Here is a 15,196-nt window from a genome sequence, read left to right as displayed (position 1 = left end):
ACGGCAGAATTGAATTGGCATATTCATCGACGTTTCGTGTTCTTGCATTTTCTCTTCTGATAAGCGCCCTGTCGCTGGGCAGCATTGCGCCTGTCTTCGCGCAGAACGACAAACCATCGACGCCGTCAGCGTCACAATCGGCACCAGCCGCGGCACCGCGGAGCGACTCATCGCAGCAGACGCAGGCTGCTGATCAGCAACAGGCATCTGCGCCCGTTTCCAGTATCGTTCAACAGCAAAAGCCGATCATCAATGATCTGAAGCAGCAGACGAAGCGGATCAGCGATCAGCTCCCGAAGGCAGCTTCGAATGATGAAACGCTGGCCAATCTCAAGCTTCAGCTAGATTCTCTTTCGAAGAAGCTTCTGGAGACAGGTGTAGCATTTCGTCCGCGCCTCAGTGAAATCAACACGCGGCTGGAGCAACTGGGGTCCGCGCCCTCCGGCGACCAGCCACCGGAACCTGCAATCGTCAGTGAAGAACGCACCCGTCTTACCGCTGAAAAGGCAGAAATAAATGCCGTTGTAGGCGAGACCGAAGACACGTCGCTTTCCGTCAATCAGATGTCCGCAAAAATCGGCGACATGCGCCGGGACCTCTTTACAAGGACGCTGTCCCAGCGCGTGAACATTGACACGACGCTTGGCACGGAAGTTGCGTCGGCGGCGAGTTCCCAAATGGTTTCGCTCTGGCGCATTGTCCAGTCTTGGTGGCGCTTTGTAAGCACGTTCAAGCTCAATTCATTTCTTGCCGCCGCCTTCTTTGCGTTCGTTGCCGCATTGGTTATCCAACTGGGCGCACGGCGGTTTCTCGGAACGCTCTATCAGCGCGATCCTTTGGTCGAGTCGCCATCCTATCTAAGCCGTCTTTCGGTCGCGTTCTGGTCTACGGTGATACCGTCGGCAGCGGTTGGTGTTTTTCTGGCGACAACCTACTTCTTTATGAATTATTTCAATGTGTTGAGAACAGATATTGCGGCTTTGTTCCAGTCGTTGTTTCTTGTGCTCGGGCTTGTTTTCTTCATTCACAGACTGGCGTCTGCGTGTATCAGTTCGGATATGCCGCAGTGGCGGTTGGTTCCGGTTGCACCGCGTCCGGGACGTGTGTTGAACTGGCTGATAACGGGAACCGCACTGACTAGCGGTCTCGATTCCTTCTTCGGGAAAGTCAATCAGATTTTGTCGTCGCCTTTGTCGCTGACTATGGCGAAAAGCTTGCTGGCTACCGTAATGGTCGGTGTCCTCATTCTGGCGATTGCGTTTCTGAAGCCCGTTGAGCGTGAAAAGGATGGCGTTGTCCGATCATGGCCGCGCGCATTCAGAACGTTCCTGATCATATTAGGTCTTTTGCCCATTCTGGCCGCGGTTTTCGGCTATATCGGCATGGCGCGTTTCATATCGCAGCAGATCGTGGTCACAGGCGCATTTCTCGTTACCATGTACATGGGTTTCCTGACGGGGCGAGCGATTTCCGAAGAACAAGCATTCGCATCCAGTCCGATTGGCAAAGCAATGCGGGAGCGTTTTCATTTCGACGACGCAACTCTCGATCAGCTTGGTCTTGTGGCCGGCATTTTGATCAATCTCGTTGTGGCGCTGATTGGTATTCCGCTGGTTCTCATGCAGCTCGGCTTTCAGTGGGCTGAGCTGAAAAGCACTTTCTATCAGTTGATGACCGGCTTCCAGATCGGCAATATTTCGATCTCTCTCATGGGGCTGCTGACCGGCGTATTGCTGTTCGTTATCGGCTATCTGCTGACGCGCTGGTTCCAGAACTGGCTCGACAACAGTGTCATGGCACGCGGCCGTGTCGATTCCGGCGTTCGTAATTCGATCCGTACGGTCATAGGTTATGTGGGGCTCTGTCTTGCGGCGCTGATGGGCGTATCGGCAGCCGGGTTCAACATGTCCAATCTGGCACTGATCGCCGGTGGTCTGTCTCTCGGTATCGGTTTTGGTCTCCAGAACATCGTCCAGAATTTTGTTTCCGGTCTTATTCTTCTCGCCGAACGCCCGTTCAAAGTTGGCGACTGGGTGGAAGCCGGTACGGTCAGCGGTATCGTCAAGAAGATCAGCGTGCGCGCGACAGAAGTAGAAACCTTCCAGAAGCAGTCGATCATCGTGCCGAATTCGACGCTCATCAACGGTAATGTCGGCAACTGGACCCATCGTAACAAGCTTGGACGCATCGATATCAATGTGCAGGCGTCGTATACCGAGGAACCGCGCAGAGTACACGGGCTGCTCCTTGAGATCGTTCGCGGACACCCGTCAATATTGAAGAACCCGGAGCCGTTCGTCGCATTTCAAAGCATGAACGATTCACTGATGGTGTTTGATATTTACGCCTATGTGGCCGACATCACATCGACCGGCGGTATCAAGAACGAGTTGAGGTTCCAGATCGTCGAACGTTTCCATGAGGAAGGGTTGCATTTGTCGTCGTCTACGACCGATTTGGTACTCAGCGTTCCGGAAATCGAAAAGCTCTCTAGCGTGATGCAGAGGGAAAAAGAGCATTCGTCTACTGCCAGGAAGAACAAGGCAGCTACGGAAACGCCGGAAGCCAAGGAGGATGCCGACGACCGGGCTTGATGAACATTTCGTTCAGTTGCAGTTCAGTTTTGTCTGCTTATAAATGGGATGACAGAGGGCAATAGAGCTCATGCGACATCGGACATATCGCGGCGGGAGCGATGGAAAGGTCGGGACGGTATGAACAGAAATCAGGTCAATAGTCTGGGTAAGCTTTTTCTTGGTGCGGCAATCGGTTTTGCAACCACGGTCGGCAGCGCTTATGCCGCTCAAATTTCCAACAAAGAAAGCGCTCCCCAGACGATCGTGGTGACCGAAGGCGCTTCCAAGCGGGAAATGATCGTCGCGCCGGGCGAGAATGTTGAATTCTGCGCGTCTGGCTGTTTCGTGACTTTTCCAAACGGCGACCGCGAAGCGTTAACCGGCGACGAGACGATTACGCTTAGTGGCGGCAAAGCGACGCTGAAATAAGCTCGCCAAAACTGTAGAATTGAAAAAGCCGGGCGCTATGCCCGGCTTTTTATTGGTCTCACCGTTGGATCAGCTGCGAGGCTTGAGGTTTTCCGGGTCGTAAAGCGGCTTGTAGCCAACGGACGCCACTTCCACCGGATAGGTTTCGCCGAAATACTCGACAGCGAGTTTGCGCCCTTCCTGACAATGGCTCCATGGCAGATAGGCAAGCGCGATGTTCTTTCCGATGGTCGGACCGAAAGCCACCGATGAGGTGAATGAGCGGCGGCCCAGTTCGTCGACCAGTGTTTCGCCGGTTTCGGGCTCCATGACCGGCATGATGCCGACGGGATAACGAGCCACGCCTTTCGAATCGATATTATCGGTCATGACCAGAGTGCAGAGCATGGCGGGCTGATGCTCGCGGGCGCGATACTCGACATGCCTGGCCTTGCCGCAGAAATCGGCTTCCTTGACCTTCGGGCGTGCAAGATCGGCTTCAAGGAGATTATACTCTGTCAGCAGATCGGCATTCTGAAGGCGCAGGCTTTTTTCCATGCGGCGGGTATTGGCATAGGTTTCGACGCCCACGGCAATCGTGCCGGTCGAGCGCAGCGCATCCCAGACGGCGAGGCCGTCTTCATAGCGCATATGCAATTCCCAGCCCTGTTCACCGACATAGGAAATGCGGAATGCGGTCACGTCCTTGCCCGCAATCCTGATCGGCTTGATCGCCGCAAATGAAAAGTTTTCCGGGTCCAGACCTTCCGGATTATCGACCACCTTTTTGAGGTTTTCGCGGGCATTCGGGCCCCAGATGCCGATGGTGACATATTTCTCCGTCACATCGGTAATGGTGACGTCAAAGCCCTTATCTTCGGCCACGCGGCGCATGTAATGGAAATCGCGGGGGCCAGCATCGGCACCGTTGATCATGCGGATGCGGTCGGCCATGCGGATCGCCGTGAAGTCGGCGCGCACCATGCCTTCATCATCGAGGAAGTGGGTATAGATGCCCTTGCCGATATTGGCATCGCCGCCAATCTTGGCCGCGCAAAGCCATTCCATCAGCTCGACATGGTCCGGGCCTTCAATGTCAACCATCGCGAAATGCGAGAGATTGATGATGCCGCAATTTTCGGTCAGTTCGAGATGCTCGGCATTGGAAACGCGCCAGAAATGGCGATTGTCCCATTCGTTTTCGCGCACCGGAACACGGTTGCCGTATTTTTCCAGCAGATGCTCATTGGCGGCATAGCCATGCGCACGCTCCCAACCGCCGAGCTCCATGAAATGGCCGCCAAGCTCCACTTCGCGCTCATAAAACGGTGAACGCCGGATATTGCGCCCCTTGGAGAAAGGCTCACGGGGATGCACTGCCGGATTATAGACCTTCATTGCCGTTTCAGTGCAGCGATCCCAGATGAACTGTTCGGTCATCTGGTGCGGATAGAAACGGGAATAGTCGATGGCGTGATGGTCGATCGATGTGCGCCCATCGGTCATCCAGTCGGCAATGAGCTTGCCCATGCCGGGACCGTCCTTGACCCAGATGGCGACTGCATACCAGAGGCCGCGCACCTTCTGGCTTTCGCCCATGGACGGGCCGCCATCGGTGGTGACTTGCAGGAAGCCGTTGAAGGAATGGCTTTCATTATAGCCAAGCTCGCCGAGGATCGGGGTCAGTTCGATGGCGCGCTCGAGGGGTTCCAGAACCTGTTCCATATCGAGGTCGCGCTGCGATGGCGACAGGCGCGCTTCGTGCTTTTCCAAAAGATCACGCGGATGGCAGAGGCGCGGATTGGTCTCTTCGTAATAGCCCCATTCGATCTGGCCACCTTCGGCGGTCTTCGGATCGCCGGTGTCGCGCATATAGGCCGAATTGCCCTGATCGCGCATGAGCGGCCAGCCGATTTCCTTGCCGGTGCCTTCGAACTCATTATAGGGGCCGAAGAAAGTCAGCGGATGGTCAATCGGCATGACGGGGAGGTCTTCACCCACCATTTCGGCAATCAAACGTCCCCAAAGACCAGCGCAGATCACCACATAATCGGCTTCAATCGTGCCGCGATGGGTGACGACGCCCTTGATGCGACCGTTCTCAACCAGCAGCGACTGGGCGGGCGTATTGGCAAAGCTCTGCAACTTGCCTGCCGCTTCCGCCTGATCGATCAGTTTGCCAGCAACCGTCTGCGAACGCGGGATGACTAGACCGGCATCCGGGTCCCAAAGGCCGCCCTGAACCATGCTTTCCTCGATCAGCGGGAATTTTTCCTTGATCTCTGCCGGTTCCATCAGGCGGGCGCGGGTGCCGAACGCCTTGCCCGATGCGACCTTGCGCTTGATTTCATCCATGCGGCCATCGTCGCCCACTCGCGCAACTTCAATGCCGCCGACGCGGGCGTAGTGCCCCATCTTCTCGTAGAAATCGATGGAATAAAGCGTGGTCCAGCAGGAGAGAAAATCGTGGCTGGTCGCATAGCAGAAATCCGACGCATGCGCGGTCGAACCGATATCGGTCGGGATGCCTGACTTGTCGATGCCGACGATGTCGTCCCAGCCCCGTTCGATCAGGTGGTGCACGACGGATGCGCCGACGATGCCGCCGAGCCCGACGATTACGACCTTCGCCTTCTTAGGAAACTCTGCCATTTTATGTGACCCTGGTTGGTATTTGACAGAACCATAATCGCTGATGGGGCAGGATATTTGCCTTTATACGACATATTCGCCGCCTGACACGACTGCGTCTATCACCGGGCAAAGCCGGGGTTTTTCGCAACAAGCCTGTTCTGCGAGCGACATGCCGGAATGAGCGTCACCCGATCTTGCGAAACTGATTCCGAAAGACGCTTTACGGTGCTGATTTTCTTGGTTTTTTACAGGAAGGCCGGGCTGCTTCATCCGACGGGCATTCGATCCGTCGCAATGATCCAGCCTAAGCCGCGATGAGCATTTTGCGATCTGCGCGTTCCTGCTGCGGCGAGCGTCCATAGAGTTCGCGATAGCATTTGGAAAAATGCGACGCAGAAACGAAGCCACAGGCCACCGCCACTTCCACCACCGGCATCGATGATTGCAAAAGGAGGTGCCGTGCCCGGTCGAGGCGGATTTCCAGATAATAGCGGGCGGGAGAACGTCCCATTTCCTGCCGGAACAGGCGTTCGACCTGACGGCGTGACAGGCCGATCGTATGGGCGACATTGATCAGCGCCTGCGGCTCGGACAAGTTGGCCTCCATCATCTCGATGATGGTCAGAACTTTCGAGTTCTGGATGCCAAGGCGGGCGCGCAGCGGCAAACGCTGCCGGTCTTGCGGGCTGCGGACCCGGTCGGTCAATGCCTGCTCGCAGATCTTATTGACCAGATTGGCGTCGAAATCATCGCCGATCAGCTTCAGCATCATGTCGAGCGAGGCCGTTCCGCCTGCACAGGTGTAGATATTGCTGTCGAACTCGAACAGGTCGGCATAGACTTCCGCCTTTGGAAACGCCTCGGCAAAGCCCGGCAGATTTTCCCAATGAATGGCGCAACGCTTGCCGGAAAGAAGACCGGCTGCCGCAAGAATATGCGCGCCGGTGCATAGGCCACCGACTGCCACGCCGCGGTTATATTCTTCGCGCAGCCATGCAAAGACCGACTTGTTTCTGAATTCTTCCACGTAAACGCCTGAACAGACGAATACCATCGACGGCCGCTGTTCGCGCTGCAGATAGCGTCGCTCGTCTTCCAGTGATGCGTTGACTGCGCACTCCACGCCATTGGATGCGGTGACCGGTTTTCCATCTACCGATGTCAATCGCCATCGATAGGCGTCATAACCCAGCATCCGATTTGCTATGCGCAATGGCTCGATGGCCGTTGCAAATGCAATCATCGAAAAGTTTGGAACCAGAAAAAAGACAATAGACCGCTTAACCGATGAAGCCTGGATCATAGCCCGACCGTTCCCATTTTCGAAAGCCTCGGCTGCGGTTCCCGACGCAGCTAAAGCCTTGTGTCTCCGTCACGACACCGGGGCATTCTGGGCCCGGTTTTGCCCGGTCGCTTTCAGACCGGCAGTCTCGTCGCGTTGGCCCGGTTTCACAGGGGGAGGGCAATGGCGCAAACAAGATAGTGTTCTATTGAGACACAGAACGGGTAGGTTGCAAAGTGCGGCTAAATGCCTGCCGCGAAAAGGTATTTTAATGTCGGGAAATTGAGGGCGGACCGCATGATCGCCCTCAACCGATTTTAGTTCCCATGCTTAAGCCCTGATGTATTTCTGGAAATGCCCGGCAGACGATCATCCACGTTCGGCCAACCGATATCATGTAGTATGTGCTCGGGTAGCGATTCCAGAACACGACGGCTGCGTCTCACGCGGCGTTGGTAAGACCAGGCTTCAACCTGTTTTTGCACTTTGGAGTAAATTTCCTGCAGCCATGACGGTGCATTCGGAACGGATGAAGTTGACGTAAAGTGAATGACTGTTGCCCGGCCATTGGGGGCGGATTGGCATTGAACGGTCATTTTCTTTCTCCTCATTTGGAAAGTTCAGTTGATGCGCTCGCTGCAGCTTTGCTTGTTCGTGTTTTAATGTGCATCCCACTTGACGATCAATCAAACGAAATATAGAAAGGTTTAAGATCAGAAAATTTGAACAAAGAGCAGAGAAACGGAGTCCGTCATGACAGCGCCCGTTCAACATCCCCTTCCAATGCTCGATATTGATGTGCTCCGCACATTTGTGGCGATTGCCGATACGGGAAGTTTTTCTTCTGCGGCGAATGCTGTGTTCCGTACGCCGTCGGCCGTGTCGATGCAGATCAAGAAACTGGAAGAACAGCTTGGTGTTACGGTTTTCGATCGCGACGCACGCTCGGTTACACTTACAAGTGACGGTGAGGTCCTGCTCGGATATGCACGACGTCTTCTGGCTCTCAACCGGGAGGCCGTATCGAAATTCGTTGCGCCCACGGTGACAGGCGTTGTTCGCCTGGGGTCGCCAGACGATATCGGCGAATGTGTGCTGCCGCTCGTGTTGAAGCGTTTTGCGGAAAGCCATCCCGGCGTCACGGTTGATGTGGTGATCGACCAGAGTAGTAATTTGCGCAAGCGGCTCGATGAGCGACGCCTTGACGTTACGCTGATCAACATGTCTCATACGATACTGAACAAAGGCGACGTGGAAGTTCTTCTGGATGAGGAGCTCGTCTGGGCTGGCGCCAAGTGCGGCACAGCTTATCGTCGCGAACCTCTGCCGCTTTCCATTTGGGAAGAAGGGTGCGCCTGGCGCGGTAGTGCACTTGAAGCGCTTGAAAACAGCGGTCGCCCTTACCGTATTGCCTATATGAGTTCACATTCCACAGGACAGAGAGCTGCGATCATGGCCGATCTTGCGATAGCACCGTTCGGTAAAACGCTTTTGAGCGACGGGATTGTGGCTCTGGGGCCGGAACATGGTTTGCCTCCTTTGGGCCGTTATCAGCTTGGCATGGTTGTGAAGCCGGAAGCCAGACCGCACATTCAGGTCGTTGCCGATCATCTGCGGAGTGTTTTCGAAGGCTACCGCCGTTCCGGTCGCTTCGAGACGTTTCGCTCCTGCTAATGGCAGATCACAGTTTATTGGGGTGGTAACTGAGCATTCTCTTGCCAGTGAAAAACGCTGCGCTAGATTTCCTTTGTGACAGCCGAGTGAATCGGCTTCACCGCCAGATGCCGGGCAGGGGCTTCGTATGTGGCGGGAGGCATAACTGGTTTGAATAGACTTGGAACTCTATGCGTCTGCTCTTTTATAGGAGCAGAGCCGCGAATCCCATTGGAGAGACTGTCATGAAGCTGACCCGACTTGTCCCAGTTGCTATTGTTCTCTGCGCATTTACGCTTGCGTCCTGCGCGAATACTGTTCGTGGCGTTGGCCGCGACGTAAAGGGTACTGCCCATGCGGTACAGGAAACCGTCGAATAAGAGAACAGGCGGCCCGGGTTTTCCCGGGCCTTTCCCATTACGGTATCAGAAAATAGCTGACGGTGATGTGCTTGTCTGGTCGCGTTTTGTATCCGATATCGGTGGTTGTGATGCCGTCATGAGGTATTGCTATGTTCGCATTTTGCAACAGCCTTGTAATGCGCTCATTAGGTGTAGCTCCGCCAAACCACAAGACGAGTATTGGTGGCGTCAAATGCGCTCTGACATCCGGCGTTTCGGGATGCACTACATGTAAGGACGCATCAAACAGTCTGAAATTGCCCGGTATCTGGGCATTGTCTGTCAGGATCGTCTTGAACGGACCTTTCGCCTGCACTTCTTCGTAAAGATGCCGATAGTCGAGCTGGCCGTAGGGCGGCGAACTGGAGCCGTAGGTCAGATAATAGCTCAATACTGGCGGGACGATGAGTGCAACGACTGCGCTGACGACGGCATAGTCGATCAATGTCCTGTTTCCGATCCGATAACGAGCCATAAGGCTGGCCATCAGTGCCGGAGTGAGGAACAGGACAGGCTGCAACCAGCGGTCCTTCACGTTATTCGCGCCAGTCGCGACAACGCCAACCAGAACAATAACCAGCCCGACGAGGATCAGAAGGCGTAGAAACTTCTCGCCGGTGGTAAGGGGCGCTGACGGTGCAGTTTTCTTCTTCCAGTGAATGATTGCGATAATACCCGCGATCGCGAGAGCGAGGATCGAGAATAGAAACGCTGCTTCTATCAGGCTTTCGACACCCATCAGCCGATCGAAGAGAACATTGCCGGAAGCGCCAATCTCAAATTTGTTCGCGCGCGCCATAACGCTTGACTTGTGCGCAAACATCCAAAGCGCGGTCGGTCCGAAGCAGACCGCAAATGCCAGGACCGTGACGAAGCTCAGTTTGGTGAGCAGGATCCGGCGATATTCGGGAATGAGAAGTCCCGTTACGATCAGCATAATCAGGAAGAATGAGGCATTGAATTTGCCGAGAATGGCTGCAGCCATAGCAACGCCCAGCGCGGCGGCCGAAGCGATGTTGCGCGAACGCATATGCCAGGCGAAAGCGAGAAACGCCCAGCCGCAGCCTGCGGTGCCAGCAACGGAATGCGTCAGGGCTCGCTGCGATTCCCACCCGATTTGCGGAATGAGAAACAGCCCGAGCATGCTGGCCGATGCGACGATGCGCGAGAAGCCAAGCAGCCTCATCGCGCCATAAACGCTCAGGAACAGGCTTGCGAGGATGCTGAACTTTACGATCTGGAGTGTAAGCATCGACGTGCCCAGCACCGATGCCGCCAGATTGGTAACCCATGTATAAAGAGGGGGTTGTGATCCGCCATAGCCCCAGTCCAGATAACCGATATTGGCCAATTGTTCGGCGTCATCGAGACCGGCGCCGTTGGAAACCACGGTGACAAGAATGGTCTGAAACGCGAAATAGCACAGCACGAAAATTACAGCCAAAGGCAGGCCGAAAAGCTTCCTGTCGGCAGTGGAAGCAGCGGTGGCTGATCGTTGTGCGGTCAAACTGATGGCCCTGAATAAAAAATCATCTGTGCAGCAGGCTTCATTAGAAGCACTCTGCATTTCACAGGATTATGTCCGGATTTCAATCGGACTACTCTAAAAGCTTTGTAACAAAGGCGTGTAATTGTGTATTCCCTTGAGATCAAGGGCATCGGGCCAAATTCAGGCAACTATTTGCAGGCTGCAATGGCAAAAACCGCGCTGCCATGAGGTGCACGGTTTTGCCAATTACGCATGGCATCTCCGCCGAACAATACACTGGCGGGATATACTGAGCTCCGGTACGCAGTACCAGATCCGGAGCGTCGAGCCGGGTAAACCCGTCTCGTGCTCCTTTCTAGCTCAACATCGTTACCGTACGGTTATCAGAGACTTAAGCAAATCTAAACAATGCAAGTTTTTTGCATGGGTAATTGTTTGCTAGGTCCCGGATTTGGAGCGCAGGTAGTTGATGATGCCGGAGAAGTCTTCGCCGCCATGCCCCTCGCTATCAAAAAGACTGTAAAGTTCCTGTGCGTGCGCTCCGAGTGGTGTTTCAGCACCGGCGCTTTGGGCCGCCTCTTGTGAGAGTTTGAGATCTTTTAGCATCAAAGCAGCAGCAAAGCCGGGTTTATAGTCCCGATTCGCTGGTGATGTTGGAACGGGGCCTGGAACTGGGCAGTAGGTCGTCAACGACCAGCATTGCCCCGACGATGTCGAAGCCACATCAAAGAGCGCCTGATGTGACAGGCCAAGCTTCTCCGCCAGAACGAAAGCCTCGCTGACGCCGATCATCGATATGCCGAGAATCATATTGTTGCATATCTTTGCAGCCTGCCCTGCGCCGTCGCCGCCGCAATGAACGATTTTTCCGGCCATGGGCTGCAGGACCGGTTCTCCGCGTTTGAAAGCATCGTCGCTGCCACCGGCCATGAAGGTCAGTGTGCCCGCAGAAGCACCTCCAGTGCCGCCTGAAACAGGTGCATCTATGGAAAGGTGTCCATGATCTGCGGCTAATTCATGAGCTTTGCGCGCTGAGTCCACGTCGATTGTCGAGCAGTCGATGAAAAGTGAATCTTTTCGGGCTTTTGGCGCAATGTCTTCGTAGACGGAGATGACGTGCTTCCCCGCCGGTAGCATGGTGATTACCACGTCGACATCCGCGACCGCATCCTGTGCGGTCGAAGCGATCGAGAGACCGTTTGCTTTTGCCTCTTCGAGGTGCTGTGGCAAAAGGTCGAAGCCGCGGACGGTATGACCGGCTTTCACGAGATTTGCAGCCATCGGGCCGCCCATATTGCCAAGGCCGATAAATGCTATTGTGGCCATAGTGAATTCCTCCCTTGGCGGTTGTTAATTTAGAATCAACGCCCGATCATCTGGCGCGCAATGATCACACGCATGATCTCGTTCGTACCTTCGAGGATCTGGTGAACTCGCAGATCGCGGACGATTTTTTCGATTCCATACTCATGCAGATAGCCATAGCCGCCAAAGAGCTGCAGTGCTTCATTCGCCACGTCGAAACCTGTATCGGTGACGAAGCGTTTGGCCATGGCCGACCATTTACCAGCATCGTGGGTCTTACGATCCAGCTTGCTGGCAGCGGTATAAAGCAGAAGACGCGATGCCGAGAGTTCCGTTTCCATGTCGGCGAGGCGGAACTGCAATACCTGAAAACGATCAATTGTCTGGCCGAAGGCCTTGCGCTGGCTGCAATATTCCAGCGACTTGTCGAGTGCCGATTGCGCGCCGCCAAGCGAGCAGGCGGCAATATTGAGGCGGCCGCCATCAAGACCTGCCATCGCTATACGAAAGCCTGTTCCTTCCTCGCCGAGAAGGTTTTCAACCGGAACGCGGCAATTGTCGAAATTGACGGTTCTCGTCGGTTGCGCGTTCCAGCCCATCTTGAATTCATTGGCGCCAAAGGAAAGGCCGGGTGCATCTTTTGGCACAACGATGGTGGAAATCCCATTGGGGCCGTCCTCACCGGTACGCACCATGGTCACATAGATATCTGTAGCGCCTGCACCGGAAATGAACTGTTTGGAACCGTTGAGGACATAGTGGTCGCCATCGCGTGTGGCGCGCGTCCTGAGTGCCGCTGCATCCGAGCCGGATCCAGGTTCGGTCAGACAATAGCTGGCAAGCGATTCCATAGATGCGAGTTTTGGCAGAAGGCGCTGACGTTGCTCCTCATTGCCGTATGTATCGATCATCCATGCGGCCATGTTGTGAATGGAAACGAAAGCCGAAAATGAAGGGCATGCAGTTGCCAGAGCTTCAAAAATGAGTACCGCATCCAGCCGGTTCAACGCCGATCCGCCGACATCTTCACGCACATAGATGCCACCCATGCCGAGTGGTCCGGTCTCGCGCAGGACGTCAATCGGGAAGTGCTTGTCACGATCCCATTGCAAAGCCTGCGGGGCGACACGGTCGCTGGCGAAGGCTCGCGCCATATCCTGAATAGCAAGCTGATCTTCGTTCAGTTCGAACTGGTTCTGGCCGGCAGCATCCATGGTTTCCTCCCCGTAGTACTGCACTTCGTCACCGGACTAGATCATAACCCTGTGAGACTGCCAACGCTCCATTGGAATAATGTTGCTCACATTTGTAATAAACTGATGCGCAATTTTGCATAGACGGTGGCTGGGTGAGGTGCCGTTGCCAGCGAGTTCAGTTTAAGCTACGCAGCAGTCCATGACACGCGCAATCATGTTTCAGGGAACGGGTTCGGACGTCGGCAAAAGTGTTCTTGTTGCCGGATTATGCCGTGCTGCACGTAATCGCGGTCTCAATGTTCGCCCTTTCAAGCCGCAGAACATGTCCAACAATGCCGCGGTTAGCGACGATGGCGGGGAAATAGGTCGGGCTCAGTGGCTGCAGGCGCTGGCTTGCGGAGTGTCGTCTTCCGTCCACATGAACCCGGTGCTCTTGAAGCCGCAGACGGACATGGGCAGCCAGGTCGTCGTGCAGGGGCAAGTACGGGGCGAAGCGCGCGGGCGTTATTATCAGGAACTGAAACCGCAGCTCATGGCGGCAGTCATGGAATCTTTCGCCAAAGTTAGCGAAGGTGTGGACCTTGTGCTGGTGGAAGGTGCGGGGTCGCCGGCGGAAATCAATCTGCGTGCTGGCGATATCGCCAATATGGGATTTGCCACGCAGGCCAATGTTCCGGTCGTTCTGGTCGGTGACATAGACAGGGGTGGAGTGATCGCTTCCCTTGTCGGCACCCACACCATTCTGTCCAAGCAAGACCGCGCCATGGTTCGTGGTTTTCTCATTAATAAGTTCCGGGGTGATATTTCTCTTTTTGATGAAGGGCTAGCTGCCATTACCCAATTTACCGGCTGGCGCTCGTTTGGTGTTGTTCCGTGGCTGAAAGCGGTATCGCGACTGCCTGCCGAGGATTCGGTCGTTCTTGAGCGGGCCGCGCGCGGGGACAAGAAGTCGCTCGTGGTTGCGGTGCCGATGTTGCCACGTATCGCCAATTTCGATGATCTGGATCCGTTGAAGGCCGAACCTGATGTCGAGGTGGTGATGGTGCCGCCGGGTTCCAGCATTCCTGATGATGCAGGTCTTGTCGTTCTGCCCGGAACCAAATCAACGATCGCTGACTTGCTGGCATTTCGCGACAATGGCTGGGATCGAGAACTGGCTGCTCACGTAAGAAGGGGTGGCCATGTGCTGGGCATCTGTGGCGGGTTCCAGATGCTAGGTCGTCATATCAGCGACCCTGCCGGTATCGAGGGAAACGTGCGTGATATCGATGGGCTTGGACTTCTGGATATAAAAACACTGATGGAGCCTGAAAAAGTGGTCCGCAATGTGCGGGCAACCTCGCTTATCCATAATACACCGTTGGAAGGCTATGAGATTCATATCGGGCGTACGACTGGCCCGGACCTGGTACGCCCCTTTGCACGCATCGCTGAACACGACGACGGAGCGATATCTACGGATGGGCGCATCATGGGAACCTATCTTCATGGTGTTTTCAACACAGACGAATTCCGCCGGAGATTTCTGGAGAGCCTTGGCGTACGCACCAGCTCGGTGAACTACCGCGCTGGTGTCGAGGTCGCACTGGATGAACTCGCCGGGGAGCTGGAAGCTTGTCTCGATACTGATGCGTTGTTTAACTTGAGGTGAAAATCAGTTCCACGCTCGATACGTGTCGGCTGCGATTGACGCCGATGGGGCGAAAGCCTAGTGTTGGACCCATGCAACAGGTTTTGCCGGGACGAATCCCGGTAATACCAAAAGGGAATGCGACGGACGGACCCATGCCGGGCGTCTTTATCGCAGCCGACCCCGCGACTGTAGAGCGGAGAGGGATGAGGCAAACCGGGCAACCGGTGGCCACTGGAAGTTTGAAACTTCTGGGAAGGTAGCTTCAATCCTTACGACCCGTGAGCCAGGAGACCTGCCTGTTGCGTGAGGGCATTGAGCCCGAGCCCCATGGGAGGTTTTTCCCTGCTGCCTGCACGGAGGTTGTCATGGCTGCACGTACTCAGAATTCTGTTTCCAGCATACTCGCAATGCCGCTTGCTGCCCGTCTGGGCACGGCCGTCGTTTCACTGCTTCTTGGCGCGTTCCTGATTTATGGCGTGGGGCTTGCCCATTCCGATGCGCTGCACGATTCGGCACATGATACGCGTCATTCCTATGGTTTTCCCTGCCACTGAGCAGACGGCCGTCTTTCGGAATTGAAGTTGAGCAAGGCTCGATGGTGGACGCCATCGGCGCGAAA

Annotated in this window: 11 protein-coding genes and 1 riboswitch; of the genes, 6 read left to right on the top strand and 5 right to left on the bottom strand. The window is 55.2% G+C overall.

The window, feature by feature from the left end:
* Positions 1–14 precede the first annotated feature (14 nt).
* Positions 15–2,594: a mechanosensitive ion channel family protein gene (locus CQZ93_RS08390; protein ID WP_105543234.1), complete on the top strand. Its 2,580-nt coding sequence runs from the start codon at positions 15–17 to the stop codon at positions 2,592–2,594.
* 120 nt (positions 2,595–2,714) lie between these two features.
* On the top strand, positions 2,715–3,005 hold the full coding sequence (locus CQZ93_RS08385) for a hypothetical protein (RefSeq protein WP_105542159.1): 291 nt from the start codon (positions 2,715–2,717) through the stop codon (positions 3,003–3,005).
* Between the two features lie 69 nt (positions 3,006–3,074).
* On the opposite strand, the gene CQZ93_RS08380 is transcribed toward CQZ93_RS08385, so the two are convergent.
* On the bottom strand, positions 3,075–5,636 hold the full coding sequence (locus CQZ93_RS08380; protein ID WP_105542158.1) for a GcvT family protein: 2,562 nt from the start codon (positions 5,634–5,636) through the stop codon (positions 3,075–3,077).
* Positions 5,637–5,922: 286 nt separating this feature from the next.
* Positions 5,923–6,921: a GlxA family transcriptional regulator gene (locus CQZ93_RS08375; protein WP_105542157.1), complete on the bottom strand. Its 999-nt coding sequence runs from the start codon at positions 6,919–6,921 to the stop codon at positions 5,923–5,925.
* Positions 6,922–7,653: 732 nt separating this feature from the next.
* Between CQZ93_RS08375 and CQZ93_RS08365 the strand changes: the two genes are divergently transcribed.
* Together CQZ93_RS08365 and CQZ93_RS08360 are read left to right on the top strand one after the other, a co-directional pair.
* Positions 7,654–8,574, top strand: a complete 921-nt coding sequence (locus CQZ93_RS08365) for a LysR family transcriptional regulator (protein ID WP_105542155.1) — start codon at positions 7,654–7,656, stop codon at positions 8,572–8,574.
* A gap of 224 nt (positions 8,575–8,798) precedes the next feature.
* Positions 8,799–8,933, top strand: coding sequence for an entericidin A/B family lipoprotein (locus CQZ93_RS08360; RefSeq protein WP_012091850.1), 135 nt, complete (start codon positions 8,799–8,801; stop codon positions 8,931–8,933).
* Between the two features lie 37 nt (positions 8,934–8,970).
* On the opposite strand, the gene CQZ93_RS08355 is transcribed toward CQZ93_RS08360, so the two are convergent.
* The 3 genes from CQZ93_RS08355 to CQZ93_RS08345 all read right to left on the bottom strand — a co-directional run bounded on the left by CQZ93_RS08355 (position 8,971) and on the right by CQZ93_RS08345 (position 12,962).
* Positions 8,971–10,461, bottom strand: a complete 1,491-nt coding sequence (locus CQZ93_RS08355; RefSeq protein WP_286152795.1) for an ArnT family glycosyltransferase — start codon at positions 10,459–10,461, stop codon at positions 8,971–8,973.
* A 420-nt stretch (positions 10,462–10,881) separates the two neighbouring features.
* A complete protein-coding gene (gene mmsB, locus CQZ93_RS08350) occupies positions 10,882–11,769 on the bottom strand; it encodes a 3-hydroxyisobutyrate dehydrogenase (protein WP_105542154.1) in 888 nt (295 codons plus the stop codon).
* A 35-nt stretch (positions 11,770–11,804) separates the two neighbouring features.
* Positions 11,805–12,962, bottom strand: a complete 1,158-nt coding sequence (locus CQZ93_RS08345) for an isobutyryl-CoA dehydrogenase (RefSeq protein ID WP_105542153.1) — start codon at positions 12,960–12,962, stop codon at positions 11,805–11,807.
* A gap of 181 nt (positions 12,963–13,143) precedes the next feature.
* On the opposite strand from CQZ93_RS08345, the gene CQZ93_RS08340 reads away from it, so the two are divergent.
* Both CQZ93_RS08340 and CQZ93_RS08335 read left to right on the top strand, forming a co-directional pair.
* Entirely contained in the window at positions 13,144–14,595 is a 1,452-nt protein-coding gene (locus CQZ93_RS08340; protein ID WP_105542152.1) for a cobyric acid synthase, read from the top strand.
* Positions 14,596–14,656: 61 nt separating this feature from the next.
* A riboswitch (cobalamin riboswitch) is annotated at positions 14,657–14,891 on the top strand.
* A gap of 51 nt (positions 14,892–14,942) precedes the next feature.
* The gene (locus tag CQZ93_RS08335; protein WP_105542151.1) at positions 14,943–15,131 is read left to right on the top strand and encodes a CbtB domain-containing protein; all 189 of its coding nucleotides are present in this window, start codon (positions 14,943–14,945) and stop codon (positions 15,129–15,131) included.
* Positions 15,132–15,196: the final 65 nt, after the last annotated feature.

This window comes from Ochrobactrum vermis (assembly GCF_002975205.1).
In the GTDB taxonomy this organism is placed as follows: domain Bacteria; phylum Pseudomonadota; class Alphaproteobacteria; order Rhizobiales; family Rhizobiaceae; genus Brucella; species Brucella vermis.
The sequence above is the reverse complement of the archived record's forward strand: the minus strand, read 5'-3'. Positions and strand labels throughout refer to the sequence as shown.

Excerpts from the sequence above, each read along its gene's own strand:
- CQZ93_RS08335 (WP_105542151.1), top strand. The coding sequence starts at position 14,943 with ATGGCTGCACGTACTCAGAATTCTGTTTCCAGCATACTCGCAATGCCG.
- CQZ93_RS08365 (WP_105542155.1), top strand. The coding sequence starts at position 7,654 with ATGACAGCGCCCGTTCAACATCCCCTTCCAATGCTCGATATTGATGTG.
- CQZ93_RS08340 (WP_105542152.1), top strand. The coding sequence starts at position 13,144 with ATGACACGCGCAATCATGTTTCAGGGAACGGGTTCGGACGTCGGCAAA.
- CQZ93_RS08385 (WP_105542159.1), top strand. The coding sequence starts at position 2,715 with ATGAACAGAAATCAGGTCAATAGTCTGGGTAAGCTTTTTCTTGGTGCG.
- CQZ93_RS08360 (WP_012091850.1), top strand. The coding sequence starts at position 8,799 with ATGAAGCTGACCCGACTTGTCCCAGTTGCTATTGTTCTCTGCGCATTT.
- mmsB (WP_105542154.1), bottom strand. The coding sequence starts at position 11,769 with ATGGCCACAATAGCATTTATCGGCCTTGGCAATATGGGCGGCCCGATG.
- CQZ93_RS08380 (WP_105542158.1), bottom strand. The coding sequence starts at position 5,636 with ATGGCAGAGTTTCCTAAGAAGGCGAAGGTCGTAATCGTCGGGCTCGGC.
- CQZ93_RS08375 (WP_105542157.1), bottom strand. The coding sequence starts at position 6,921 with ATGATCCAGGCTTCATCGGTTAAGCGGTCTATTGTCTTTTTTCTGGTT.
- CQZ93_RS08345 (WP_105542153.1), bottom strand. The coding sequence starts at position 12,962 with ATGGATGCTGCCGGCCAGAACCAGTTCGAACTGAACGAAGATCAGCTT.